General features: G+C 71.7%; 22 protein-coding genes. 19 read left to right on the forward strand and 3 right to left on the reverse strand.

Annotation, left to right across the window (positions count from 1 at the left end; translation table 11 throughout):
• Positions 1-217: 217 nt before the first annotated feature.
• Both leuA and ddaH read right to left on the reverse strand, forming a co-directional pair.
• Positions 218-1,924 (reverse strand): 2-isopropylmalate synthase, encoded by a 1,707-nt coding sequence (gene leuA, locus ACTMTI_RS07515; protein WP_441119062.1) that lies wholly within the window; start codon positions 1,922-1,924, stop codon positions 218-220.
• A gap of 194 nt (positions 1,925-2,118) precedes the next feature.
• A complete protein-coding gene (gene ddaH / locus ACTMTI_RS07520) occupies positions 2,119-2,865 on the reverse strand; it encodes a dimethylargininase (RefSeq protein WP_441119064.1) in 747 nt (248 codons plus the stop codon).
• 38 nt (positions 2,866-2,903) lie between these two features.
• On the opposite strand from ddaH, the gene ACTMTI_RS07525 reads away from it, so the two are divergent.
• From ACTMTI_RS07525 to ACTMTI_RS07550, 6 genes are all read left to right on the forward strand, one after another.
• The gene (locus ACTMTI_RS07525) at positions 2,904-3,149 is read left to right on the forward strand and encodes a DUF2630 family protein (protein WP_441119066.1); all 246 of its coding nucleotides are present in this window, start codon (positions 2,904-2,906) and stop codon (positions 3,147-3,149) included.
• A gap of 42 nt (positions 3,150-3,191) precedes the next feature.
• Positions 3,192-4,166 (forward strand): GNAT family N-acetyltransferase, encoded by a 975-nt coding sequence (locus ACTMTI_RS07530; RefSeq protein WP_441119068.1) that lies wholly within the window; start codon positions 3,192-3,194, stop codon positions 4,164-4,166.
• 40 nt (positions 4,167-4,206) lie between these two features.
• Positions 4,207-6,561 carry a glycoside hydrolase family 6 protein gene (locus ACTMTI_RS07535; protein WP_441119070.1) on the forward strand — a complete coding sequence of 785 codons (2,355 nt, stop codon included), beginning with the start codon at positions 4,207-4,209 and terminating at the stop codon, positions 6,559-6,561.
• Between the two features lie 119 nt (positions 6,562-6,680).
• Positions 6,681-7,994: an MFS transporter gene (locus ACTMTI_RS07540; RefSeq protein WP_441119071.1), complete on the forward strand. Its 1,314-nt coding sequence runs from the start codon at positions 6,681-6,683 to the stop codon at positions 7,992-7,994.
• A 9-nt stretch (positions 7,995-8,003) separates the two neighbouring features.
• Positions 8,004-8,669, forward strand: coding sequence for a response regulator transcription factor (locus tag ACTMTI_RS07545; protein ID WP_441119072.1), 666 nt, complete (start codon positions 8,004-8,006; stop codon positions 8,667-8,669).
• Positions 8,666-9,991 carry a sensor histidine kinase gene (locus ACTMTI_RS07550; protein ID WP_441119074.1) on the forward strand — a complete coding sequence of 442 codons (1,326 nt, stop codon included), beginning with the start codon at positions 8,666-8,668 and terminating at the stop codon, positions 9,989-9,991. Before ACTMTI_RS07545 ends, ACTMTI_RS07550 begins: the two co-directional genes overlap by 4 nt.
• Here ACTMTI_RS07550 and ACTMTI_RS07555 read toward each other — a convergent pair.
• On the reverse strand, positions 9,982-10,887 hold the full coding sequence (locus ACTMTI_RS07555; protein WP_441119076.1) for a TAXI family TRAP transporter solute-binding subunit: 906 nt from the start codon (positions 10,885-10,887) through the stop codon (positions 9,982-9,984). The genes ACTMTI_RS07550 and ACTMTI_RS07555 overlap by 10 nt on opposite strands.
• Positions 10,888-10,913: 26 nt before the next feature.
• Between ACTMTI_RS07555 and ACTMTI_RS07560 the strand changes: the two genes are divergently transcribed.
• The 13 genes from ACTMTI_RS07560 (at position 10,914) to ACTMTI_RS07620 (ending at position 22,765) form a co-directional block, all read left to right on the forward strand.
• On the forward strand, positions 10,914-11,645 hold the full coding sequence (locus tag ACTMTI_RS07560) for a Mut7-C RNAse domain-containing protein (protein WP_441119078.1): 732 nt from the start codon (positions 10,914-10,916) through the stop codon (positions 11,643-11,645).
• Between the two features lie 158 nt (positions 11,646-11,803).
• Positions 11,804-12,586 (forward strand): hypothetical protein, encoded by a 783-nt coding sequence (locus tag ACTMTI_RS07565; protein ID WP_441119080.1) that lies wholly within the window; start codon positions 11,804-11,806, stop codon positions 12,584-12,586.
• Between the two features lie 123 nt (positions 12,587-12,709).
• Entirely contained in the window at positions 12,710-13,369 is a 660-nt protein-coding gene (locus ACTMTI_RS07570; protein ID WP_441119082.1) for a hypothetical protein, read from the forward strand.
• 77 nt (positions 13,370-13,446) lie between these two features.
• A complete protein-coding gene (locus ACTMTI_RS07575; RefSeq protein ID WP_441119083.1) occupies positions 13,447-14,841 on the forward strand; it encodes a DUF4331 domain-containing protein in 1,395 nt (464 codons plus the stop codon).
• A gap of 23 nt (positions 14,842-14,864) precedes the next feature.
• The gene (locus ACTMTI_RS07580; protein ID WP_441119084.1) at positions 14,865-16,154 is read left to right on the forward strand and encodes a tetratricopeptide repeat protein; all 1,290 of its coding nucleotides are present in this window, start codon (positions 14,865-14,867) and stop codon (positions 16,152-16,154) included.
• Positions 16,151-17,608 (forward strand): High-affinity nickel-transporter, encoded by a 1,458-nt coding sequence (locus tag ACTMTI_RS07585; protein ID WP_441119086.1) that lies wholly within the window; start codon positions 16,151-16,153, stop codon positions 17,606-17,608. Before ACTMTI_RS07580 ends, ACTMTI_RS07585 begins: the two co-directional genes overlap by 4 nt.
• A gap of 188 nt (positions 17,609-17,796) precedes the next feature.
• A complete protein-coding gene (locus ACTMTI_RS07590; RefSeq protein WP_441119087.1) occupies positions 17,797-17,919 on the forward strand; it encodes a hypothetical protein in 123 nt (40 codons plus the stop codon).
• A gap of 194 nt (positions 17,920-18,113) precedes the next feature.
• Complete coding sequence (locus ACTMTI_RS07595) at positions 18,114-18,416, forward strand: urease subunit gamma (protein WP_441119088.1); 303 nt, start codon at positions 18,114-18,116, stop codon at positions 18,414-18,416.
• A complete protein-coding gene (locus ACTMTI_RS07600; protein WP_441119090.1) occupies positions 18,413-18,724 on the forward strand; it encodes an urease subunit beta in 312 nt (103 codons plus the stop codon). The genes ACTMTI_RS07595 and ACTMTI_RS07600 overlap by 4 nt, the downstream gene beginning before the upstream one ends.
• 10 nt (positions 18,725-18,734) lie before the next feature.
• Positions 18,735-20,435, forward strand: coding sequence for an urease subunit alpha (locus ACTMTI_RS07605; RefSeq protein ID WP_441119091.1), 1,701 nt, complete (start codon positions 18,735-18,737; stop codon positions 20,433-20,435).
• Positions 20,435-21,163: an urease accessory protein UreF gene (locus ACTMTI_RS07610; protein WP_441119092.1), complete on the forward strand. Its 729-nt coding sequence runs from the start codon at positions 20,435-20,437 to the stop codon at positions 21,161-21,163. Before ACTMTI_RS07605 ends, ACTMTI_RS07610 begins: the two co-directional genes overlap by 1 nt.
• A gap of 13 nt (positions 21,164-21,176) precedes the next feature.
• On the forward strand, positions 21,177-21,851 hold the full coding sequence (ureG, locus tag ACTMTI_RS07615; protein WP_441119093.1) for an urease accessory protein UreG: 675 nt from the start codon (positions 21,177-21,179) through the stop codon (positions 21,849-21,851).
• Positions 21,851-22,765, forward strand: coding sequence for an urease accessory protein UreD (locus ACTMTI_RS07620; RefSeq protein WP_441119094.1), 915 nt, complete (start codon positions 21,851-21,853; stop codon positions 22,763-22,765). Before ureG ends, ACTMTI_RS07620 begins: the two co-directional genes overlap by 1 nt.
• The last annotated feature ends 16 nt before the right edge of the window (positions 22,766-22,781 follow it).

Below are 22,781 nucleotides of genomic sequence, written 5' to 3' on the forward strand. Positions count from 1 at the left end.
TCGTACGGTTCTGAGGGGCCTCGGTGCAGTAACGCGCCGGGGCTACCCGGCGAGTGGAGTGCCGCGCAGGAAGCCATTCCGTTCCTCGGCACAAACAACTCGACCGCGCCTCCCCCTGGTCGGGGGGCGCGGTCGAGTGGTCAGTACGTGGCCTTGTGGGCGCGTACGAGATACCGGCCCGGCAGGTCGTGCAGGGCCCGGTTGAAGAGCCTTACGGTCAGCGCGCAGCGCGGTTGACCGCGGAGATCACGGCTTTGAGTGAGGCCGTCGTGGTGTTGGCGTCGATGCCGACACCCCACAGCACCTGCCCGTCGACTTCGCACTCCAGGTAGGAGGCGGCCTTGGCGTCGGTGCCGGCGCTCATCGCGTGCTCCACGTAGTCGAGCACCCGCACCTGGATGCCGACCCTCGCGATGGCGTCGATGAACGCCGAGATGGGGCCGTTGCCTGCGCCCTCGATCTCGCGGATCTCCCCATCGAGCCGGATGTCGGCGCTGATGCGGTCCTTGTCGTCCACGGTGGACTCGTGGCGGTGCGCCATGAGGCTGAGGCGGCCCCAGCGGTTGGCCGGGTTGGGCAGGTATTCGTCCCGGAAGATCTCGAACATCGCGGCCGGGCTGATCTCGCCGCCCTCGCTGTCCGTGCGGACCTGCACAACCTTGGAGAACTCGATCTGCAGCCGGCGCGGCAGGTCGAGCTGGTGGTCGGCCTTCATGATGTAGGCGACGCCGCCCTTGCCGGACTGGCTGTTGACCCGGATGACGGCCTCGTACGTGCGGCCGATGTCCTTCGGGTCGATCGGCAGGTAGGGCACCGCCCAGGTGAAGTCGTCCACCGGCACCCCGGCCGCCTCGGCGTCCTTCTCCAGGTGCTCGAAGCCCTTCTTGATGGCGTCCTGGTGGGAGCCGGAGAAGGCGGTGTAGACCAGCTCGCCGCCCCACGGGTGGCGCGGGTGCACGGGCAGCTGGTTGCAGTATTCGGTGACGCGGCGGATCTCGTCGATGTCGCTGAAGTCGATCTCGGGGTCGACGCCCTGGGAGAACAGGTTCATTCCCAGCGTGACCAGGCATACGTTGCCGGTGCGCTCGCCGTTGCCGAACAGGCAGCCCTCGATGCGGTCGGCGCCGGCCATGTAGCCCAGCTCGGCGGCGGCCACGGCGCTGCCGCGGTCGTTGTGCGGGTGCAGGGACAGCACGATCGAGTCGCGGTGCTTGAGGTTGCGGTGCATCCACTCAATCTGGTCGGCGTAGATGTTGGGGGTGGCCATCTCGACCGTGGCGGGCAGGTTGACGATGACCTTGCGGTCGGGGGTGGGCTGCCACACGTCGTTGACCGCGTCGCACACCTCGACGGCGTATTCCAGCTCGGTGCCGGTGAACGACTCCGGCGAATACTGGAAGTAGACGTCCACGTCGGTCGCGTCGGCGAGCTTCTTGACCAGCTTGGCGCCCTCGACCGCGATGGCCGTGATGCCGTCTCTGTCCTGGCCGAACACGACGCGGCGCTGCAGGGTCGAGGTCGAGTTGTAGAGGTGGACGATGGCCTGCTTGGCGCCCTCGATCGACTCGAAGGTCCGCTCGATCAGCTCCGGCCTGGCCTGGGTCAGCACCTGGATGACGACGTCGTCCGGAACGCGGCCCTCTTCAATGATCTGCCGGACGAAGTCGAAGTCGGTCTGCGAAGCGGCGGGGAAGCCTACTTCGATCTCCTTGTAGCCCATCCGTACCAGCAGCTCGAACATCTTGAGCTTGCGGTGCGGGTCCATCGGGTCGATCAGGGCCTGGTTGCCGTCGCGCAGGTCCACCGCACACCAGCGGGGCGCCTTGGTGATGACCTGGTCGGGCCAGGTGCGATCGGTCAGCCGGATAGGCTCGAACGGTTCATAGCGATGGATCGGCATGCGGCTGGGCTGCTGAGCGGTCATGTCAGATGCTCCTCGTCGGTCGTCGAAGGGAAGCGGCCGACGCGCACGACTGGCTCCGCGGCGAGGGAGCCGGCCTTAGAGGCCCCCGCCGCGGCAGCTAAGAAGCAGTCCGCGCAGCATGCCAAGCACGCTACCAGACGTCTCGGGATGCGCCGTCCTGGATCTCACATCTTGAGAGCCCTGGAGGATCCGGTTCACCCGCCGATCAGGACGCTGAGGCAGGTCACGCAACCTTCCAGCTTCTCAAATTCCGAGATATCAACCGTCGTCACGTTGAATCCGCGCTTTTCGAGCATCGCGGCGGTCCGGGGTGCTGAGGCGGCCATCAGGACGCGGTCGCCGCCCAGCAGCACCACGTGCGCGCCCGCCTCCTCCAGCGGCACCAGCAGCCCTGGCAGGTCCACGTGGCGGGGGTCGCCGATGAGCGTCCCGTCCGGGAGCGCCGTCACCGCCGACTTCAGGTGCAGCACCCCGGTCAGCTCCACGGACACCACCTGCCGGTCCGGCAGCAGGGCCGCGAGCTGGGCGATCCCGTCGTCGTTGGTACGCGCCGACCTGCCGACGTACACCGTGGGGCCGGCCTGCAGCACGTCCCCGCCGTCAAGCGTGCCCGGTGGCGCGATCTCCGCCGCCTTCAGCCCAAGCTCCCGTACGGCCCGCGCCACGGACTCCACCTCGGGCCGCCGTTCCGGCGCCCCGGGCCGGGTCAGCACGGCCAGCCGCCCCGCCACCACGACCGCGTCCTCCACGAACGGCGCGTCGGGAAGCTCGTCGGCGAGCTCGGCGTACGCGGGCCGCCACCCGTTGCCGGCCAGCGCGGCGACATAGGCATCGTGCTGTACGAGAGCCCGCTCGCGGTCCACAGGCTCGCGCTCGACATGGGTGACGATGCCCTCGGCGATCCGCGGGCCCGGCTTCCTTACGAGCGCGATACCAGACATAGGGCGTGTTCTATCACGTAGTGGTTAGAGTCGTGGGCATGCGTGATGACGAGATACTCACCAGGATCAGCGCTCTGGTCGACGAGGAGCACGTACTGCGCAACAGACTGACGGCCGGCGAGGTGACGACGGACGAGGAGCATGCGCGCATCAAGCAGCTGGAGGCGGCGCTCGACCAGTGCTGGGACCTGCTCCGGCAGCGCAGGGCCAGGCGGAACGCGGGCGAGGACCCCGACAACGCCGGTGCCCGCCCGGCCGACGAGGTGGAGAACTACCGGCAGTAAATCGTTCGCCCCGGCCGTTGCGCGTGCGCTTTGCTGGGGCGCATGACCATCCAGTCCATCGACCTCGACCGGCCGGGCGAGCTGGTCGAGGGCCTGTATGACGCGTACGTGGCGGCCTGCTCGGACTACCCCGGCCCCATGATCTCGCTGCCACGCTTCCGCCGCGACGTCTGCACCACCAGGCCCGGTACGCGAGCGGAGGTCTGGGTGGTGGAGGCGGACGGCAAGGTCGCCGGCGGATACGGGCTGGCGCTGTTCGACCTCGACAACACCCACGCGGCGTGGCTGTTCCCGCTGGTGGTCCGGCCGGAGTCGCGCGGGCGGGGGCTCGGCACGGCGCTGTTCGGGCACGCGGTGGACCGGTTGCGCGCGCACGGCAGGCGGCTGCTGCTCGCCGAGACGCCCGCCACCGGCGTGGGCGCCCGCTTCGCCCGGGCGCGCGGCATGACCGTCGGGATCACGGAGGCCCGCCGCACCCTCGACCTGCGTACGGCCGACTGGGCCGCGCTCGAGCGGATGATCCCCAAGGTCGACGGCTACTCCCTGGAGCGATGGGTCGGCCCGGCCCGCCCCGAGCTGCTGCCCGACCTCGCCACGCTGATGGGCGGCATGAACGACGCCCCGCGCGACGCCGACATCGAGGACGAGAACTTCAGCCTCGACCGCGTACGCGACCAGGAGGAGAGCATCCCCGACAGCGGCCGGACCTGCTACACCACGATCGCCCGCCGCGACTCCGACGGCGCTCCCGCCGGTTTCACCCGCGTCTACCTCAACGCCGACCGCTCCGACGGCTGGGGCAGCCAGGCCGACACGACGGTGCTGCGCGAGCACCGGGGCCACCGCCTGGGCCTGCTGCTCAAGCTCAGCAACCTGCTGTGGCTGCGCGAGCGGGAGCCGCACCTCGAACAGATCATCACCTGGAACGCCACCTCCAACGCCCACATGCTCGCCATCAACGAGGCCATGGGCTTCGAGTTCCTGGACGAGTGGAACGAGTGCCGGCTGTCGCTCTAGGCATGGAACACCGGTCGGCAGGGAAGTAACCTGATCCTTTATGACCTTGGAGGCGTTGAGGGACGGGGATCCGCGCCAGGTAGGGCCGTACACCCTGCTGGGCCGGCTCGGCGAAGGCGGGATGGGCGTCGTTTTCCTGGGTCAGGGCCCGGACGGCACGCGGGTGGCGGTCAAGCTCATCCACGCCAGGATGGACTCCGCCGACTTCAGGCGGCGTTTCGCCCGCGAGGTGGCGGCCGCCAAGCGGGTCGCCAGGTTCTGCACCGCTCCTGTCCTCGACGCCGATGTCCAGGGCGAGGTGGCGTATCTGGTCACCGAATACGTCGAGGGGCCGAGTCTGGGGGACGTCGTGCGCGACTCCGGGCCCTTGACGGGCTCGGCGCTGGACGGGCTGGCCGCCTCGATGGCGATGGCGCTGCGTGCCATCCACGGGGCCGGGGTGGTGCATCGCGATCTCAAGCCGTCCAACGTGCTGCTCTCCCAAGTAGGGCCCAAGGTCATCGACTTCGGCATCGCGCAGCTCGCGGGCGCGGAGGCGAGCAGCGCGATCATGGGGACGCCGGCGTACATGTCGCCTGAGCAGGTCTCCGGCGCCCACATCGGGCCGGCCTCGGACATCTTCTCGTGGGGCTGCACGGTCGCCTTCGCGGCCGGCGGCGTCCCGCCCTTCGGCTCCGGCTCGGTGCCCACGGTCCTGTTGCGCATCGTCAACGAGGCCCCGGACCTGCGAGGGCTTTCTGGTCCGCTGCGAGACCTGGTGGTGGCGGCACTGACCAAGAATCCGGCCGCGCGCCCCACGGCCCAGGACCTCATGGATCGCCTCAGCGTCTCCGACCCGTCCCTGCCGGCCTCCGCCTCGGCCGCTGGTGCGGCGGGCGCTGGGACGCCGTCCGCGGGTCCAGGGCCGTCGCCGGCCGCGCCTTCCGGCGCGCGACCACCGGCCGCCAGCCCCACCGGCCCGGGCGCGGCGGGTCCAGATCCTTCCGGGGCCCGCGCGGCGGACGCGCCGGGCGCGGCGGGCGGGCCTTTTGCGCAGGGTGGTGTGACCCATCCCGGTGGGGAGCCCTTAGTCACTGCTCCGAGGGCCGGTGCGCCGAAGGATGCTGCGGCGGCGGCCGGTGGAGACAAGGCCGGCGGGGCGGGGACCGGTGAGCCGGAGGCCCACACGCCGGAGGCCTCCACGGCGGCTGTGCGGCGTAGGCGGTTGATGGCCGCGGCGGCCGCCGTGGTCGTGGCCGTGGCGGGTGTGTCTGTGGCACTCCTCTTGGGTAATCCGGGCAGCCCGTCCGACCCCCAGAGCCCCGCAGCCGATGCCACCACCGGCGACGGCAGCCCAACGGGCGGCACCCGAAGAACGGCCACTGGAACGCCCGCCCAACCCCGGAACCCGCTGAGAGGGCGGGACAACGTCGCGTTCTACGCCCCCGCCGAGCCGGCCGCCAGCCGCCAAGCCGATCTCTGGGCCGCGGACCGGCCCGAGGATGCCGAGCTCATGCGCAAGCTGGCCGCCGTCCCCCATGCCATCCGCCTGGGCGAGCCCGAGGTCAGGTCCAAGGTCGACGACTCCATCACCGCCGCCCGGGAGTCAGGCGGCGTCCCCGTGTTCCTGATCAACTACATGCCCGGCAGCGACTGCCGGCCCATCGGCTCGTTCGACATGGCGGGCTACCGGGAGTGGATCAAGGGCATAGCGAGCCAGATCGGCAGCGCCGAGGCCGTGGTCATCCTGGAGCCGGCCAGCCTGGTCAAGATGCCCGGCACCGAGAACTGCGAGCTGCAAGGCTCCGCTGAGCAGCGCTACCGGGACGTGCGCGACGCCGTACAGACTCTCAAGGGCAATCCCGGCACCGCCGTCTACATCGACGGCAGTCAGGACATCTGGCCGGGCGCCGAGATCATGGCGGAGCGGCTGATCGGGGCGGGGATCGACAAGGCGGACGGGTTCTTCGTCAACGTCAACTCCTTCCACACCACGGACACGAGCGTCGCGTACGGCAAGAAGCTGTCGGCCTGCATCAGCACCCAGCTCGCCACGGGCAGGAAGGGCTGCCCTGCGGACGCGAAGGTGGACCCGGCCAGGATGCCGCATTTCGTCGTGGACACCAGCAGGAACGGCCGGGGCCCGTGGGCGCCGACGAAGCGCTACACGGACCCGCAGGTTTGGTGCAATCCGCCGGGGCGGGGCGTCGGGGAGCGGCCGACCACGGTCACGGGCGAGGAGCTGGTGGACGCGTACCTGTGGATCACCCGGGCGGGCACGTCCAACGGGCGGTGCAGGCGCGGGACCAACGGCGAGAAGGATCCCGAGCGCGGCGTCGTGTCGCCGGAGGCCGGGCAGTGGTGGGGTGAGCTGGCGCTCGAGAGGGCCGAATTGGCCAAGCCGCCGTTGCGCTGAAGTTACGACCGGAAGGCCCTCATGTTAAGCGGACGTTAGATCTGACCCCGACTCCCTTGTCCGAAGAACCTTCTGGGGTGAGGCTCTGGCCTGCAACCACTCCCCCCAGGAGGTTCGAAGTGAGCAAGGCACGCGTGCCGTGGAAGGCCGTCGTCGGCGGCTCTGTCGGCAATTTGGTCGAGTGGTATGACTGGTTTGTTTACAGCAGTTTCGCCGTCTACTTCGCCGCGTCCTTCTTCCCTGAGGGGAACGACACGGCCAAGCTGCTCAACACGGCGGCCATCTTCGCCGTCGGCTTCTTCATGCGCCCGCTCGGCGGCTGGCTGCTCGGCCGCTACGCCGACAGGAAGGGCCGCAAGGCGGCGCTCACGCTCACCGTCACGCTGATGTCCGCCAGCGCCCTGCTGATCGCGATCGCGCCGACGTACGAGGCGGTCGGCTACTTCGGCGCTCTGGTGCTGGTGGTGGCCCGCCTCCTGCAGGGCCTGTCCGTCGGCGGCGAGTACGCGGCCAGCGCCACCTACCTCACCGAGGCCACCCCGCGCGGCCGGCGCGGCTTCGCCTCGAGCTTCCAGTACGTCTCCATGACCGCCGGCCAGCTCGTCGGCCTCGGCCTGCAGATCGTGCTGCAGAACACGATGTCCAAGGAGGCGCTGAACTCCTACGGCTGGCGGATCCCGTTCGTGGTCGGCGCGCTGGCCGCGGCGGTGGTGTTCTACCTGCGCCGCAACCTCCTGGAGACCGACGCGTTCGACGAGGAGGAGCGCGAGGTCAAGGACGCCCGGCGCGGCACGATCAAGGCGCTGCTCGCCCACAAGCGGGAGGCGCTGCTGGTCATCGCGCTGACCATGGGCGGCACGGTCGCGTACTACACCTACACGACGTACCTCACGAAATACCTGTCGCTCACCGCGGGCCTGGCCAAGGAGACGGCCACCCTGGTGAGCTTCTGCGCGCTGTTCATCTTCATGTGCCTGCAGCCGCTGGCCGGGGCGCTGTCGGACCGGATCGGGCGCAGGCCGTTGCTGGTCACGTTCGGGCTCGGGTCGATGCTCGGCACGGTGCCGCTGATGACGGCGCTCGGCGGGGTGACGGGCTTCGGCGGGGCCCTCGTGCTCTCGCTCACGGGCCTGCTCATCATCACCGGCTACACCTCGATCAACGCCGTGGTGAAGGCCGAGCTGTTCCCGACGAACGTGCGCGCCCTGGGCGTGGCGCTCCCGTACGCGATCACGAACGCGCTGTTCGGCGGCACCGCTGAATACGTGGCGCTGTGGTTCAAGGACAGCGGCATCGAGTCCGGTTTCTTCTGGTACGTCTCCGGCTGCGCGGCGGTCTCGCTCGTCGTGTACCTGACCATGCGGGAGACCAGGGACGCGGCACTCTCCCGGGCAGAACGCGCCGCGACCGAGGCGGTGCCCACGCGCGTCTAATGTGACGTCATGCGAGTTCTGCTGGTCGAGGATGACGATCGGCTCGCCGCCGCGCTCACCACGGCCCTCGCCCGCCACGGTCACCAGGTCACCCGGGCCGGGCTGGCCGTCGACGCCCTCCGCCTGGCGGGGGGCGTCGATTTCGTGCTGCTGGACCTGGGGCTGCCCGACATGGACGGGCTCGATGTGCTGCGCCGCCTGCGGCGGGTGTCGGCGGTGCCGCTGATCGTGGTCACGGCCCGTACGCAGGAGCGCGAGGTGCTGCGCGGGCTGCGCTCCGGCGCCGACGACTACCTGGTCAAGCCGTTCCGCACGGTGGAGCTGATGGCCCGCATGGAGGCGGTGGTGCGGCGCGGCACCAGGCCGCGGCCGGTCCGCGACGACGTGGTGAGCGTGGGGGACGTCCGCATCGACCTGGAGTCCCGGCAGGTCACGGTGGGCGGCGAGCCGGTGACGCTGACCAGGCGGGAGTTCGACGTGCTGGCGCTGCTGGCCAGGGAGCCCGGCGTGGTGCGCAGCAGGGAGGAGATCCTCGACGAGGTGTGGGGCGATCCGCTGCTGTCGGCCTCCCGCTCGCTGGACGTGCACGTGGCGGGGCTGCGCTCGAAGACGGGCCGCCCGGGGCTGGTGGAGACCCTGCGCGGCACCGGATACCGGCTGGGCTCGACGGCGTGAACTCGCGGCTGGTGGTCACGTTCACGACGCTGATCGTGTTCCTGATCGCGGCGCTGGCGGTGCCGCTGGGGTTCGCCTACGCCTCCCATCGGACGAACCGGCTGCTCCTCGACCGCCGCGCCGATGCCACCCGCTTCGCGGAGCTGGCCGACCAGGCGGCGCGGGAGGGGGATTACGCGGGGTTGACCGCCGAGATCTCCCGCTACGCCGCCCTGTACGGCGCCGCCGTCCGCGTACGCGACCGCGACGGCTCCATCCGCGCCACCGTGGGCCGTTTCGAGGCCGACGACAGGGAGGCGACCCGCCTGGCCATGTCCGGTCGCACCACCGAGGATCTGCCGACGATCAGCCCGTTCGGCCCGGCGACCGTGCTGCTGGCCGAGTCGGCGGGCCGGGACGCGCAGCTGTCCGGCGTGGTCCTGCTGCAGACCCCCACCGATCAGGCCAGGCTGGACGTCTCGCTGGTGTGGGGCGCTCTGGCGGTCGGCGCGCTGGTCGCGCTGGCCTACTCCGCGCTGGCGGCCAGGCGGCTGGCCCGCTGGATCCTGCGTCCGGTCACCGAGCTGGACCGCACCACCCGGGCCATCGCGAAGGGCCGGATGGACGCGCGGGCGCATCCGGGCGCCGGGCCGTCCGAGCTGCGGCGGCTGGAGGAGCGCTTCAACGCGATGGCCGACGCGGTCGCCGACGCGATGGAGCGGCAGCGGGCGTTCGTGGCGGACGCCTCGCACGAGCTGCGCACCCCGCTCACCGTGCTCGGGCTGCGGCTGGAGAACCTGGAGCCGCACCTGAGCGGCGAGGGCACGGCCGAGTACGCGGAGGCCATGGCGGAGCTGGACCGGCTGGCGCTGCTGGTCGAGGACCTGCTGGCGCTGGCCAGGGTCGAGGCGGGGGCGGGCGTCGAGGGCAAGGTCGTCGAGCTGGAGGCGCGGCTGGGGGCGTGGCGGGAGGTGTACGCGGCGAAGGGCGTCAACCTGGTGACCGACATTCCCGAAATTTCTGAAGTTCCGGAGGCGGCGGCCAGGATCGCGGACATCGCCCTCGACAACGCCCAGAAGTTCGTGCCCGCGGGGGGCACCGTGACCGTCACCTTGGCCGGCGACGTGCTGCGGGTGGCCGACGACGGGCCCGGACTGGGCGAGGAGGAGCGGGCCGACGCGCTGGGGCGGTTCTGGCGCTCCGGCGCCCACGCCAACGTGCCGGGCAGCGGGCTGGGCCTGGCCATCGCCGCCGAGCTGGCCCGGGCGTGCGGGGGCACGATGCGGCTGCTGCCCGCCGTGCCGCACGGGCTGGTGGTCGAGCTGCGGATGGGTCAGCCGTAGACGGAGCGGTAGTAGCGGACGGCGCCCGGGTGGAGCGGGACGATGCCGGTGCCGATGGCGTAGCGCTTGTCGAGACGGCCGCCCGGGGCCGACGGGGCCTGGAGGCGGTCGCGGGCGCGGAAAAGGGTCTCGGTGATGGTGTACGCCACGTCGTCGGCGAGCGTGCTCCGGCACATCAGGTAGCTGGGAGTGCCCACGGTCGGCACCGGTTGCGTGGCGCCGTACGTGCCGGCGGGCACGGACGCGTGCTCGTACACCGGGCCGAAGCCGCGCCGCAGCACCGGCACCAACGGCTCCAGCGGGAGGAGGCGGATGTCGCCGAGCGCGGCGAGCGCGGGCGTGGGCACGCCGCCCGACCAGAAGAACGCCTCGATCGTGCCGTCGCGCAGCGCCTTGATCGACGCGTCCAGCTCCAGCCTGACGATCCCCGGGGGCTTGCGCAGGCCTGCGGCGGCCAGCACGCGGGTGGCGGTCACCGCCGTGCCCGACCCCTCCGCCCCGATGGACACCGCGCGCCCGGCCAGCTCCGTGACCTCGGCGATCCCGGTGTCCTTCGGCACGACCAGGTGGACGTAGTTCATGTACATCCTGGCCAGCGCGGACACCGGCTGATGGCGTACGCGTACGGCGTCGTCGGCGCTGTCGGCCAGCGAGAATCCCGCGTCGGCCCGCCCGTCGGCCATCATGGCGAGGTTCTGCACGCTGGCGGCGGTGCGCAGCACCCGCACGCCCAGCCCGTCGCGCCGCAGCTCCGCGGCGAGCCGGTCCCCGAGCTGCCCGTACGGCCCGCCCGCCAGCCCGGTCGCCAGCCGCAGCTCGGGCCACCCGTCCCGAGAGCCCGAGCACCCGGCCGCCAGCACGGCCAGGCCGAGCAGGGCGCGGCGGGATATAGGCATGAATTCACGCTATCCGGTGCAACAGAATGGATGTTGTGACCGCACGCCTGCGCATCGCCCCAGAGCTGAGGATGTTCCTGCCCGTGATCCGCCGCCAGGAGTGGCAGGAGGTGACCCCTGACGGCACGTCCACGCTGGGCCACCACGTCGAATCGCTCGGCATCCCGCTGACCGAGGTGGGCCCGATGCTCGTGGGCGGGCGGGGCGTGTCGCCCTCCTACCAGCTCGCGCCCGGCGACGTGGCGGAGGTGCACCCGGTGCCCCGGCCGCAGCAGTTGCCCGAGGAGCCGCGCTTCCTGCTCGACGTGCACCTGGGCACGCTGGCGCGGCGGCTTCGGCTGCTCGGGATCGACGCCGCCTACCACAACGACATGGACGACCCCGCGCTCGTGGTGCAGGCCAACGACGAGCGCCGGGTGCTGCTCACCCAGGACCGCGGCCTGCTGCGCCGCCGTGCCTTGTGGATGGGCGCGTACGTGCGCGGCTCCAGCCCCGCCGACCAGCTCCGCGACCTGCTCGAACGCTTCTCACCGCCGCTGCGCCCGTGGACCCGGTGCACGGCGTGCAACGGGGAGCTGGAGCCGGTGACCAAGCAGGAAGTGGCGCCTTTGCTGGAGGCCGGCACGAAACGCCACTACGACGCGTACGGCAGGTGCCGGGACTGCGGCCAGGTCTACTGGCACGGGGCGCATAGCGGCCACCTGGAAGAAATCGTGCAGACGGCGCTCGTCTGGACTGACGGCGCGAATTCTCGCTGATCCGCACCACAAGACAGGGGCACGTTCCGACACGGGCGTGTCCCTGTCTTGTGCCGACATTCAAAATTACCTCTTGTAGTCATGCGACTACTCTATGTATGTATGGAGGTGCTGGCCAGCGCTTATTCCCCGACACCCCTCCGTGAAGGAGCACCAGAATGCGCTTGAAGCGGGTCTCACTCATCGTCGGCGCCGCCGCCATGGCCGCGCTGCCGCTGTCAGGACAGGCCGCGCTCGCCGCGGCTCCCCCACCCGGCACCCCCGGCGGGGGCTGCCTGGCCGACGGCGAGATCGGCCGCTACCTGTCCAAGGAAGGCAGCGCGACGGCCACCTTCTCCAGCGAGTTCCTCGATGGGCTGAACCGGGCGGGCGTCACGATGGAGGCGATCGAGCCCATCAAGATGGTCGATGGCGGCAGGGCCGCCTGGCTGCCGGTGGGCGAGCGCTACGACAACATCGAGACGCCCAGCGGCCGGGTCTGCTACCCCGGCGGCTTCCGGTTCACCAAGCAGTCGACCGGCACGGTCTACGAGATCGACACCTTCTGGGTGCTGTTCGCGGCCGTGGCCGACAGCAAGTTCCTGACCACCCCGTTCGTCAACGGAGAGCGGCGCCCGGGCGGCGAGCTCACCATGGTCAACTTCCGCGTCCCGCAGGCGCTCATGCCGGGCAACTTCGTCCCGCACAACGGCGGTGTCGGCCCGCTCAAGGTCATCCTGTCCATGGACGCCGTGTGGGCCGACGATCTCAACACCGCGCTCGGCACCGGCTTCCGCGGCGGCACGCACTGGGGTGACCTGGACATCGCCTGGCGGGGCGTGCCGAGCAAGCCCATTCCGTCCGGCGCCTCGCTCGGCATGGCCGGACTCAACGTCGTCGCCGACGCGATCCAGCGCGGCGGGACCGCCTCGTCTTTCCCGGGCGTACTGCCCTTCCCCTGACCGGGCGGCGGGTTCTGACCCGTGCCTGCCACAAGCGCCCCGCACGGCGGGGTCGTCCGCTCGGCGTGCCCGTGACATCGCGGGTGTGCCACCTGCAACCCCCATCGATGAAAGGTGAAAGGCATGCGTGTTCTCGTACGCGCCGCGCACATGCTCGCGCTCGGCTCGGCCCTCCTCCTCGCGACGCCGGCGCTTCCCGCCGCCGCCGCCCAGTCGTTCCCGATTCCGGGTGCCCCGTCCATCGACCCGCCCACCGCCGCCTGCTTCAAGCTGCCGTACTTCGGGCCGAAGGGGCACGCGGACTTCGACTTCGGCGACGAGATCATCAGGCTGATGAACGAACGCGGCGTCCGGATCGAAGGCATCGCCCCAATGCAGGCCAAGCCCGGCAACAAGGGCATCCACATGCCCATCGGCTGGAAGCAGGACCACATCGACCCCTGCAACGGCGTCTACTACCCCGGCGGGTTCACGGTGGTCGACGAAAAGAGCGGCCACCGGGCCGCCGTCCACGACATCTATCTGCGCCCCGACGGCGCCCACGCCCAGGTCACGATCGACGGCCAGGCGCAGGGCGAGCAGCTCGTGGCCACGTACAAACTGCACGAGTTCGCTTGGAACGTTCCCACACCACGCCCGTTCGAAGGCGGCGTCGGCCCCAAGATCTGGCCCTTCTACGTCAGCGCCTACCTGTCGCAGAAGCTCAGGGAGTTCACCGGCATCCACCTGAACGAGGGCGACTACCTCGCCAACCTCGACGCGGTCGTCCAGTACGTGCCGTGACGCGCGGCCCCATCTGACAACCCGGCCGCGCCCGCGACCCGCGCCGCGGGCGCGGCCCCCCTGAAGCGAGGAACATCATGCGCCACACCAGAAACCCAAACAGATCCGGCAGGCGGTCCTGGATCACCGTCGGCGTCGCCTCGGCGGCGGTGCTGACGGCCACCGTGCTGCTCGGGCCTGCCATGGCCCCCGGCACGGCGACCAGCCACTGGGACGCCCCCAACACGATGGCGAACAAGCAGATCGACGCCGCCGACCTGTACGCCTTCACCAGCCCCGAGAAGCCCGACACCGTCACCATCATCGCGAACTACGTCCCGTTCCAGTTCGACCACAAGCCTTACCAGTTCGACACGAACGCCCGCTACGAGATCCACGTCGACAACACCGGCACCGGCAAGCCCGCCGTCACCTACCGGTGGACCTTCCGCAACAAGGGCCTGCCGGTGCCCTCGTTCGTCCGCAAGCGCGAGCACCAGGCCGGGCCGGTGGACTCCCTGGTCGAGCAGAGCTTCACGCTGACCAGGCTGCGCCCCGGCAAGCCGGAGGAGACTCTGATCAAGGACGGGTACGTGGCCCCCACCAACATGGGTTCCCTGGTCACGCCCAACTACGGGACGCTGCGCCGCAAGGCCGTGCTCGACCTGCCCGGCGGCGGGAAGGTGTTCACCGGCACCGCCGCCGACCCGTTCTTCGGCGACAACAAGGCGGTCATGCTGCTGCGGTTCGGCCTGCCGTTCCCCGACATCAAGACCGGCGTGCCGATGAACGTCAACGCCATCGCCCTGCAGTTGCCCAAGTCGGAGCTGGCGCTCGGCCGCGACCCGGCGGCCAACCCGGTCATCGGCGTCTGGACGACGGCCGCGCGCAAGTCCACCGGCCTGCTCGGCTCCGGCTCGGGCGACTACAAGCAGCTCTCGCGGCTGGGGAACCCCAACTACAACGAGGTCATCATCCCCAAGCAGTCCCGCGACCGCTTCAACGGCACCATGCCCGGTGGCGACGAGAACGGCGGCATGGTCGTCCCCGCCACGCTCGACCCCGAGCAGGCCAAGGTCGTCGCTCCCAGAGCGGGTGCCACGACCCCGGCGACGCCGCGCAAGGACCTGGAGGAGATCTACCTCACCGGCCTGACCACGCGGCGTGACGGGCCGATCAAGGAGGACCTCAACTCCCAGCTGCTCAACCGGGACGTGTCGGGCATCCAGCGGGCCGAGGAGCTGCGGCTCAACATGAGCACCCCCGTCACCGCCAAGCCCCACCAGTACGGCTACCTCGGAGGCGACAAGCAGGGCTACCCGAACGGCCGCCGCCTCACCGACGACGTGGTGACCATCAACCTGCGGATGCTGCTCGGCGAGCCCGCCGGACGCGGCAAGCCCGACGTGGTGGACGAGAACAATCCCACCTTCCTCACCCAGCCCATCACCGACTCCTTCCCCTACCTGGCGCTCCCCGGCGTCATCGCCTAGACGGAACGAGGACGGCCGAACCGATGACACGCCTACGGAGACTCCTGCCCCTGCTGGTCTGCACGCTGCTGGGCGGCGCGCTGCTGGTCCTGTTCTCTCCCGGCGGCCTGCTGCGCGGGAACGAGCCGCCGCCGCGGCCGGCGGGGCGGTCTCCGGAGGTGTACATCGACCTCGGCCAGGAGCACCTGCGCCGCCACCCGGACGACGCCGCGACCTGGGCGAGCCTCGGCCACGCCTATCTGGAGCAGGCGCGCGGCAGCGGGGACACCGCCTATCACGGCAAGGCGCAGGGGGCCTTCGAGCGCTCCCTGCGGCTGTCCCCCGGCGGCATCGACGCCGTGATCGGGATGGGGGCGCTGGCCAACGCCAGGCACGACTTCGCCGCAGGGCTCCGCTGGGGCGAGCGGGCCCGCGCGGCGGCGCCGTACCGGTGGCCGCTGTACGGCGTGCTCACCGACGCCTACCTGGAGCTGGGCGACTACGAACGCGCCGAGGCCAGCCTGCGGCGCATGCTCGACGGACGGCCCGACCTCGCCTCCTTCACCCGCGTCGCGCGCATGGAGCACCTGCACGGGCACGACGACCGCGCACGGCACGCCCTGGAGCGGGCCCGCGAGATCGCCGCGAGCTCCACCGAATACGCCTTCTGCCTGTGGCAACTGGGCGAGCTGGCCTGGAGCTCGGGGGACGCGCGGGGCGCGGTCGCCGCCTACGATCGGGCGCTGACCGCCGAACCCCGGCACGCGCCCTCCCTGGCGGGCCGGGCCCGCGCGCTGGCCGCGCTCGGGCGCACCGCCGAGGCACTGCGCGACTACGCCGCCGCCGTCGCCCGCGCGCCGTCTTACGTGGTCGAATACGGCGAGCTGCTGGAGCACCTCGGCGACCGGGCCGGGGCGCGGCGGCAGTACGCGGTGTTCGCCGCGCAGGAGAAGCTGCTGGCCGCCGGCGGGGCCGGCGACGACCTGGCCGTGGGGCGGTTCGAGGCCGACCACGGGGACCCGGCCGCCGCCGTGCGCCGCCTGCGGGCGGAGTGGAAACGGCGGCAGAGCGTGGAGGTGGCCGACGCACTCGGCTGGGCGCTGCACCGCGCGGGCCGCCACGCCGAGGCCGCCGGGTACGCCGCGCGCGCCGCCCGGCTCGGCGGGCGCAACGCGCTGTTCGCCTACCACCGCGGGGAGATCGAGCGGGCGCTCGGGCACCCGGATGCCGCGCGTGCCCATCTGGCCGATGCCCTCTCCATCAACCCGCACTTCTCACCGGGCGGGGCAACACGAGCCCGCGCGGCACTCGCCGAATCGGCCCACCCGGCATGATCGCCCGCGCCAACGCCGCTGCCACCGTCCGCTCCAACACCGCCCGCGTCGCTACGGTGCTCGCGGTCGTCGTCCTGGCTACCGTGGTTCCCGCCGTTCCCGCCGCCGGAAGGGCGGCGCATCCTCTGGGGAACTTCAGCGTCAATCGATACGACGGGCTCGTGATCTCCCGGGACCGGGTCGAGGACACCGCGATCGTGGACAGCGCCGAGATCCCCACCCTGCAGCAGCGCCAGAGCGCCCGGCCAGGCGAGCCGGCGAGCGTGTCCGCCCGGCGCGCCTGTGCCGAGCTCAGCGGGGCCGTCCGCGCGCAGGCCGGCGGGCGGCCGCTCACCTGGCGCGTCACCGAGGCGTCCTTCGCCTATCACCCCGGCGCGGCAGGCCTGCCGACCAGCAGGCTGGAGTGCCGCCTGACCGCGCCCGTCCGCGTGGACCGGCCGCTCGCCCTCACCTTCGCCAACCACTACAGGAGCGACGTCGTCGGCTGGCGGGAGATCACCGCGACCGGGCGCGGCGTCCGGATCAGCCGGTCCGACGTGCCCGCGCGCAGCGTGTCGGGGGAGCTGCGCGACTACCCGGCCGACCTGCTCAGCTCGCCGCTCGACATCAGGCAGGCGCGGCTCACGGCGGAGCCGGGCAGCGGGGAACGCGAGACGGCGGTGAGCGTGCCGGGCGTGGACGTGATCACCCGCTACACCGGCATGCTGGCCGACCGGCTCAACGGGCTGCTGGGCGCCGACCGGCTGACCGTGCCGCTCGGGCTGCTGGCCCTGCTGCTGTCGCTGGTGCTCGGTGCCGTGCACGCCGCCATGCCCGGCCACGGCAAGACCGTCATGGCCGCGTACCTGGCCGGGCGGGAGGGGCGGCTCCGGGACGCCTGCACGGTGGCGGCCACGGTCACGCTGACCCACACGGCGGGGGTTCTGGTCTTGGGCGTGCTCGTCACGGTGACCGCCTCGCTCGCGGGAGACGTGGTGCTGGGCTGGCTCGGGGTGGTCAGCGGGGTCATCATCGCGCTGACCGGCACTGCTCTGCTCCGCTCGGCCCTCCGCTCCCGCCATCGAAGCCCTGCCCAAACCCACGACCATGGGCACGGCCACGGCCACGGCCACGGCCACGGGCACGGGCACGGCCACGGGCGTTGGGGGCGGGGTGCGGGAGTGGTGGCGCTGGGGATCGCGGGTGGGCTGGTGCCGAGCCCGTCGGCGCTGGTGGTGCTCCTGGGCGCGATGGCGCTGGGACGCACCGCGTTCGGCGTGCTGACCGTCCTGTGCTACGGCCTGGGCATGGCGCTGACGCTGCTCGGCGCGGCGCTCGCGCTGCGCCGCCTGCGCGACCTGACCCTGACCGGCCGCCTCCAGCGCCTGCGCCCTTTCACCGCCACCATGACCGCCGCGCTCGTCCTGCTCGTCGGCACGGGCGTCACCGTGCGCGCCGTGGCCATCCTGGTCTGACCGACTGTCCCCGCACAGCCCGTCCGGCAACGGCGTGAAATGTGCCATCCTGATCAACGTTCCCTGCCGTACACCTCGCGCAGGCCGCCAAGCCGGCCGCCAGGGCCGCCGCCGAGCAGGCCAGGGGCATCGCCGTCCGGCTCGGCGACCGGCTGCTCGACGCGCACGCGCTGCTGGCCCTGGCCCGGGTGAACCGGGCGGAGGGCGCGCTGGAGCGCTCGCGCGAGCTGGCCGGGACCGCGCTGGAGGTCTTCGAGGAGACCGGCGACCTCCAGGGCGGCGCGAACGCCAGGGCGCTGCTGGCACAGTGAGGACCGCCGGCCGAACAGTTCTGTGAGAAAGGTGACTGCCCGAAATTTCAGGCGCGCATCTCGGGCGTTAATTGGCCATTGCTGCATGTTTCACAAAAACACAAGCCTCGTAATGTACGCGTGCGCCTGGGTGCGAAACCAACACGACATCAACCGGCAACAGCGAGGAAACCGCCGGTTCCTATGGTCCGGCCATGCGGCTTACCTCACACGAGCAGGAGCGCCTGCTCATCCACGTCGCCGCCGGGGTGGCGCGCGAGCGGCAGGCCAGGGGCCTGCGGCTCAACCATCCCGAGGCTACCGCCATCATCGCGTCGTTCCTCATGGAAGGGGCCAGGGACGGGCGTTCCGTGGCCGAGCTCATGGAGTCGGGACGGTCGGTGCTCGGCCGGGCCGACGTCATGGAGGGGGTGCCGGAGATGCTGGAGAGCGTGCAGATCGAGGCCACGTTCCCGGACGGCACGAAACTGGTGACCGTGCACAGGCCGATCCCGTGATCCCGGGCGAATACGTGCACCCCGAAGGCTCGATCGCGCTCAACCCCGGGCGTGAGCGGGTGACGGTGCGCGTGGTCAACACGGCGGACCGGCCGGTCCAGGTGGGCTCGCACTACCACTTCGCGGCCGCCAATCCGGGGCTGGAATTCGACAGGAAGGCGGCCTGGGGGATGCGGCTCGACGTGCCGGCCGGGACGGCGATCAGATTCGAGCCGGGCGTCGAACGCGACGTGACGCTCGTACCCCTCGCAGGCGCCCGGGTGGTCCCGGGACTGCGCTCAGAGTGGGCGGGGCCGCTCGATGGCTGACGGAGCTCGGATGTCCCGCGCCCGCTACGCGGCGCTGTACGGGCCCACCGTCGGGGACCAGATCCGGCTGGCCGACACCGACCTGTTCATCGAGGTCACCGAGGACCTGTCGATGGGGCCCGCCGGGGCCGGCGACGAGGCGGTCTTCGGCGGCGGCAAGGTGATCCGCGAGTCCATGGGCCAGGCGCGCACCACCCGGGCCGAGGGCGCCGCCGACCTGGTCATCACCGGCGCGGTGATCCTCGACCACTGGGGCGTGGTGAAGGCCGACGTCGGCATCCGCGACGGCCGGATCTACGCCATCGGCAAGGCCGGCAACCCCGACACCATGGACGGTGTGGACCTGGTCATCGGGCCGTCCACGGAGGTGCTGGCGGCCAACGGCAAGATTCTCACCGCCGGGGCCGTCGACTCGCACGTTCACCTGATCTGCCCGCAACTGCTCGACGAGGCCATCGGGTCCGGCGTCACCACGATCATCGGGGGCGGGACCGGGCCCGTCGAGGGCACCAAGGCGACCACCGTCACCGGGACCTGGTATCTCGGCAGGATGCTGGAGTCGCTGGATGCGTACCCGCTGAACTTCGCGCTGCTCGGCAAGGGCAACACGGTCAGCTCGGCCGGCCTGCTCGAGCAGCTCGAGGCCGGGGCCTCCGGGTTCAAGCTGCACGAGGACTGGGGCACCACGCCCGCGGCCATCGACGCCTGCCTGAGCGTGGCGGACGCCACCGGCGTGCAGGTGACCATCCACACCGACACGCTCAACGAGGCCGGGTTCGTCGAGTCGACGCTCAAGGCCATCGGGGATCGGATGATCCACGCGTACCACACCGAGGGCGCGGGCGGCGGGCACGCGCCCGACATCATCCGCGTCGCCGCCTACTCCAACGTGCTGCCCTCCTCCACGAACCCGACCAGGCCGCACACCGTCAACACGCTCGACGAGCACCTCGACATGCTGATGGTCTGCCACCACCTGAACCCGTCGATCCCGGAGGACCTGGCCTTCGCCGAGTCGCGCATCAGGCCCTCGACGATGGCGGCCGAGGACGTGCTGCACGACATGGGCGCGATCTCGATGATCGGGTCGGACTCCCAGGCCATGGGGCGGATCGGCGAGACGATCATCCGTACGTGGCAGACGGCGCACGTCATGAAGGCGCGGCGGGGGTCGCTGGGCGGCGGCCCGGCGGACAATCTCCGCGCCCGCCGCTATATCGCGAAATATACGATCTGCCCGGCCATCGCCCACGGGCTGGACGCCGAGATCGGCTCCGTCGAGCGCGGCAAGCTCGCCGACCTCGTCCTCTGGGACCCGGCGTTCTTCGGGGTCAAGCCCGACCTCGTACTCAAGGGCGGCATGGTGGCCTGGGCCCAGATGGGCGACGCCAACGCCTCCATCCCGACCCCGCAGCCGGTGCTGCCCCGCCCCATGTTCGGCGCCTCGCCGGTCACGGCCGCGGCCACCTCGCTCCACTTCGTCGCGCCACTGGCCCTGGAGTCGGGGCTGGCCGACCGGCTGTCCGTACGCCGCCGCCTGGCCCCGGTCGCGGACGTGCGCCGGCGCGGGAAGTCCACGATGCCGCTCAACGACGCCCTGCCCAGGATCGAGGTGGCGCCCGACACGTTCGAGGTCCGCATCGACGGCGACCTCATCGAGCCATCCCCCGCGACCAGCCTGCCCATGGCGCAGCGCTACTTCCTGTTCTGATGAACGCGGCCCTGCTCCTCCTCGCCGACTCTCGCCTCCCGGCCGGGGGCCACGCCCATTCGGGCGGCACCGAACGGGCGGTGGCGTCGGGGGCGGTGTGCGACGTGCCGTCGCTGGCGCGCTTCCTGGGGGGCCGCCTGCGCACCTCAGGCGCCCTCGCCGCCGCCCTGACGGCCGCCGCCCACCTCCAAGCCTCCCGCACGCCTGGCGGCAACGCGGCCGAGGCCGGCCAGGAGTCTCCTTGGATGCGGCTCGATGCCGAGGTCGATGCCAGGACCGCCTCCCCCGCCCAGCGGGACGCCTCCAGAACCCAGGGCAGGCTGCTGCTCAGGGTCGCCCGCCGGGTGTGGCCGTCGGCGGTGCTGGACGAGCTGGCGCGGGACGTACCGAGTCCCCATCACCCGATCGCGCTCGGGGTGGCGGCGCACGCGGCGGGAGCCACCTCCGAGGAGGCGGCCATGGCGGCGGCATACCACGCGATCAGCGGCCCGGCCACGGCCGCGGTCCGGCTGCTGGGCCTGGACCCGGTCGCCGTGCACAGACTGCTGGCCGACCTCGCCCCCGACCTCACCACCGTGGCCGCGGAAGCCCATTCCGCCGCCGCGGACGCCTGCCCGGGCATCCACCTCGCCCCCCGCTGGGAGGCGCTGCCCGCGTACTCAGCACCAGCACTGGACCTCCTGGCCGAGCAGCATGCGCGGGCCGAGGTCAGGCTGTTCGTCTCATAGGAAGGAGCACGACATGGGCGCCGTACACGACGACCATCACCACGCCCCTGACGGCCGCGGCAGAGCGCTGCGGCTGGGGGTGGGCGGCCCGGTGGGCAGCGGCAAGACGGCCCTGGTGGCCGCGCTGTGCCGGACCCTGGGGCCGTCTCTGTCCCTGGGAGTGGTGACGAACGACATCTACACCACCGAGGACGCCGATTTCCTGCGCAAGGCGGGCGTACTCGATGCCGAACGCATCCTCGCGGTCGAGACCGGCTGCTGCCCCCACACCGCCATCCGCGACGACATCGCGGCGAACCTCGACGCCGTCGAGACCCTGGAGCACCGGTTCGGCCCGCTGGACCTGGTGATCGTGGAGAGCGGCGGCGACAACCTGACGGCCACGTTCAGCCGGGGCCTGGCGGACAAGCAGATCTTCGTCCTGGACGTGTCCGGCGGCGACAAAGTGCCGCGCAAGGGCGGCCCCGGCGTCACGACGGCGGACCTGCTGGTCGTCAACAAGACCGACCTGGCCCCGATGGTGGGCGCCGACCTGGGCGTGATGGCCCGTGACGCGGAAGCGGTGCGCGGCGAGCGGCCGGTGCTGTTCACCTCGATCAGGCAGGATCCCACCGCCGAGACCGTGGCCGACTGGGTCTCGGAGCAGGTGTGGGCCTGGTCCCACAGCCACGCGTCCCCCGTCTCCTGATGCCCGCCCAGGCCGCCACACCCCCGCAGCCCGCCGGCACCGCCACACACCGCCGGCCCGCCGGCACCGGGGACGCGGCGGGGCGCCAGAGGCCCGCCGACGCCGCCACACAGCACCGGCCCGGCGGCGGCGCGGCCGAGGAACCGCTGTCGTCGCGAGGGCGGCGGGCGATGCGGGCCAAGGCCGCCGTGGCGACGACCCTGGGTGCGGACGGCAGGACCCTGGTGACCCGGCTGGCCTCGGCGCCGCCGCTCACATTGCGCCAGACCGGCCCGCACACCGTCCACCTCGTCTCGACGGCGGCCGGCCCGCTCGGCGGCGACCGGCTGGCGCTGGATGTCGAGGTCGCCCCGCGTACCACCCTGGAGCTGGGCTCGGTGGCCAGCACCCTGGTCCTGCCCGGCGAGGGCGAGTCGGAGATGCTGATCACCGCCCGGGTGGGCGCGGGCGCGACGCTGCGTTTCACCCCCGAACCCACGGTCCTCGCCACCGGCTGCGAGCACCGCCTGATCGTCCGTCTCGCCCTGGAGCCGGGCGCGAGCGTGCTGTGGCGCGAGGAGATCGTCTTCGGCCGGTACGGCGAGGAGCCCGGCCGCTGCCACGCCCGCTTCGACGCCACCTGCGCCGGCCGCCCCCTGATCAGGCAGGAGTTCACCGTCGGCGACCCGGCGCTCGACACCTCCCCGGCCGTCTACGGGACGGCCCGCTGCGTGGGCACCACGTTCCTCACGGCGACCGCCAAGGGACCGCTCGTCGCCGAGGGGGTCGCCGTCCTGCCCCTGGCGGAGTCCGGCACGCTGGTGTCGGCTCTGGCCGCCGACGCGGTGGAGTTGCGATCGCGACTGGAATGGGGGGAAAGAGCGGCCTGCGTCGATGGTGATGACTCCGTCGCACAAGGTAGGCGAGCGGGCTGACCCGGCATACAGTGAT

Source organism: Nonomuraea sp. H19, from assembly GCF_052068215.1.
Lineage (GTDB): Bacteria > Actinomycetota > Actinomycetes > Streptosporangiales > Streptosporangiaceae > Nonomuraea.

What these genes read in the sequence shown, in the direction of transcription:
- leuA (WP_441119062.1), bottom strand. Translation starts at nt 1,924, where the DNA reads ATGACCGCTCAGCAGCCCAGCCGCATGCCGATCCATCGCTATGAACCG.
- ddaH (WP_441119064.1), bottom strand. Translation starts at nt 2,865, where the DNA reads ATGTCTGGTATCGCGCTCGTAAGGAAGCCGGGCCCGCGGATCGCCGAG.
- ACTMTI_RS07525 (WP_441119066.1), top strand. Translation starts at nt 2,904, where the DNA reads ATGCGTGATGACGAGATACTCACCAGGATCAGCGCTCTGGTCGACGAG.
- ACTMTI_RS07530 (WP_441119068.1), top strand. Translation starts at nt 3,192, where the DNA reads ATGACCATCCAGTCCATCGACCTCGACCGGCCGGGCGAGCTGGTCGAG.
- ACTMTI_RS07535 (WP_441119070.1), top strand. Translation starts at nt 4,207, where the DNA reads ATGACCTTGGAGGCGTTGAGGGACGGGGATCCGCGCCAGGTAGGGCCG.
- ACTMTI_RS07545 (WP_441119072.1), top strand. Translation starts at nt 8,004, where the DNA reads ATGCGAGTTCTGCTGGTCGAGGATGACGATCGGCTCGCCGCCGCGCTC.
- ACTMTI_RS07555 (WP_441119076.1), bottom strand. Translation starts at nt 10,887, where the DNA reads ATGCCTATATCCCGCCGCGCCCTGCTCGGCCTGGCCGTGCTGGCGGCC.
- ACTMTI_RS07560 (WP_441119078.1), top strand. Translation starts at nt 10,914, where the DNA reads ATGGATGTTGTGACCGCACGCCTGCGCATCGCCCCAGAGCTGAGGATG.
- ACTMTI_RS07565 (WP_441119080.1), top strand. Translation starts at nt 11,804, where the DNA reads ATGCGCTTGAAGCGGGTCTCACTCATCGTCGGCGCCGCCGCCATGGCC.
- ACTMTI_RS07570 (WP_441119082.1), top strand. Translation starts at nt 12,710, where the DNA reads ATGCGTGTTCTCGTACGCGCCGCGCACATGCTCGCGCTCGGCTCGGCC.
- ACTMTI_RS07575 (WP_441119083.1), top strand. Translation starts at nt 13,447, where the DNA reads ATGCGCCACACCAGAAACCCAAACAGATCCGGCAGGCGGTCCTGGATC.
- ACTMTI_RS07580 (WP_441119084.1), top strand. Translation starts at nt 14,865, where the DNA reads ATGACACGCCTACGGAGACTCCTGCCCCTGCTGGTCTGCACGCTGCTG.
- ACTMTI_RS07585 (WP_441119086.1), top strand. Translation starts at nt 16,151, where the DNA reads ATGATCGCCCGCGCCAACGCCGCTGCCACCGTCCGCTCCAACACCGCC.
- ACTMTI_RS07595 (WP_441119088.1), top strand. Translation starts at nt 18,114, where the DNA reads ATGCGGCTTACCTCACACGAGCAGGAGCGCCTGCTCATCCACGTCGCC.
- ACTMTI_RS07605 (WP_441119091.1), top strand. Translation starts at nt 18,735, where the DNA reads ATGTCCCGCGCCCGCTACGCGGCGCTGTACGGGCCCACCGTCGGGGAC.
- ACTMTI_RS07610 (WP_441119092.1), top strand. Translation starts at nt 20,435, where the DNA reads ATGAACGCGGCCCTGCTCCTCCTCGCCGACTCTCGCCTCCCGGCCGGG.
- ureG (WP_441119093.1), top strand. Translation starts at nt 21,177, where the DNA reads ATGGGCGCCGTACACGACGACCATCACCACGCCCCTGACGGCCGCGGC.
- ACTMTI_RS07620 (WP_441119094.1), top strand. Translation starts at nt 21,851, where the DNA reads ATGCCCGCCCAGGCCGCCACACCCCCGCAGCCCGCCGGCACCGCCACA.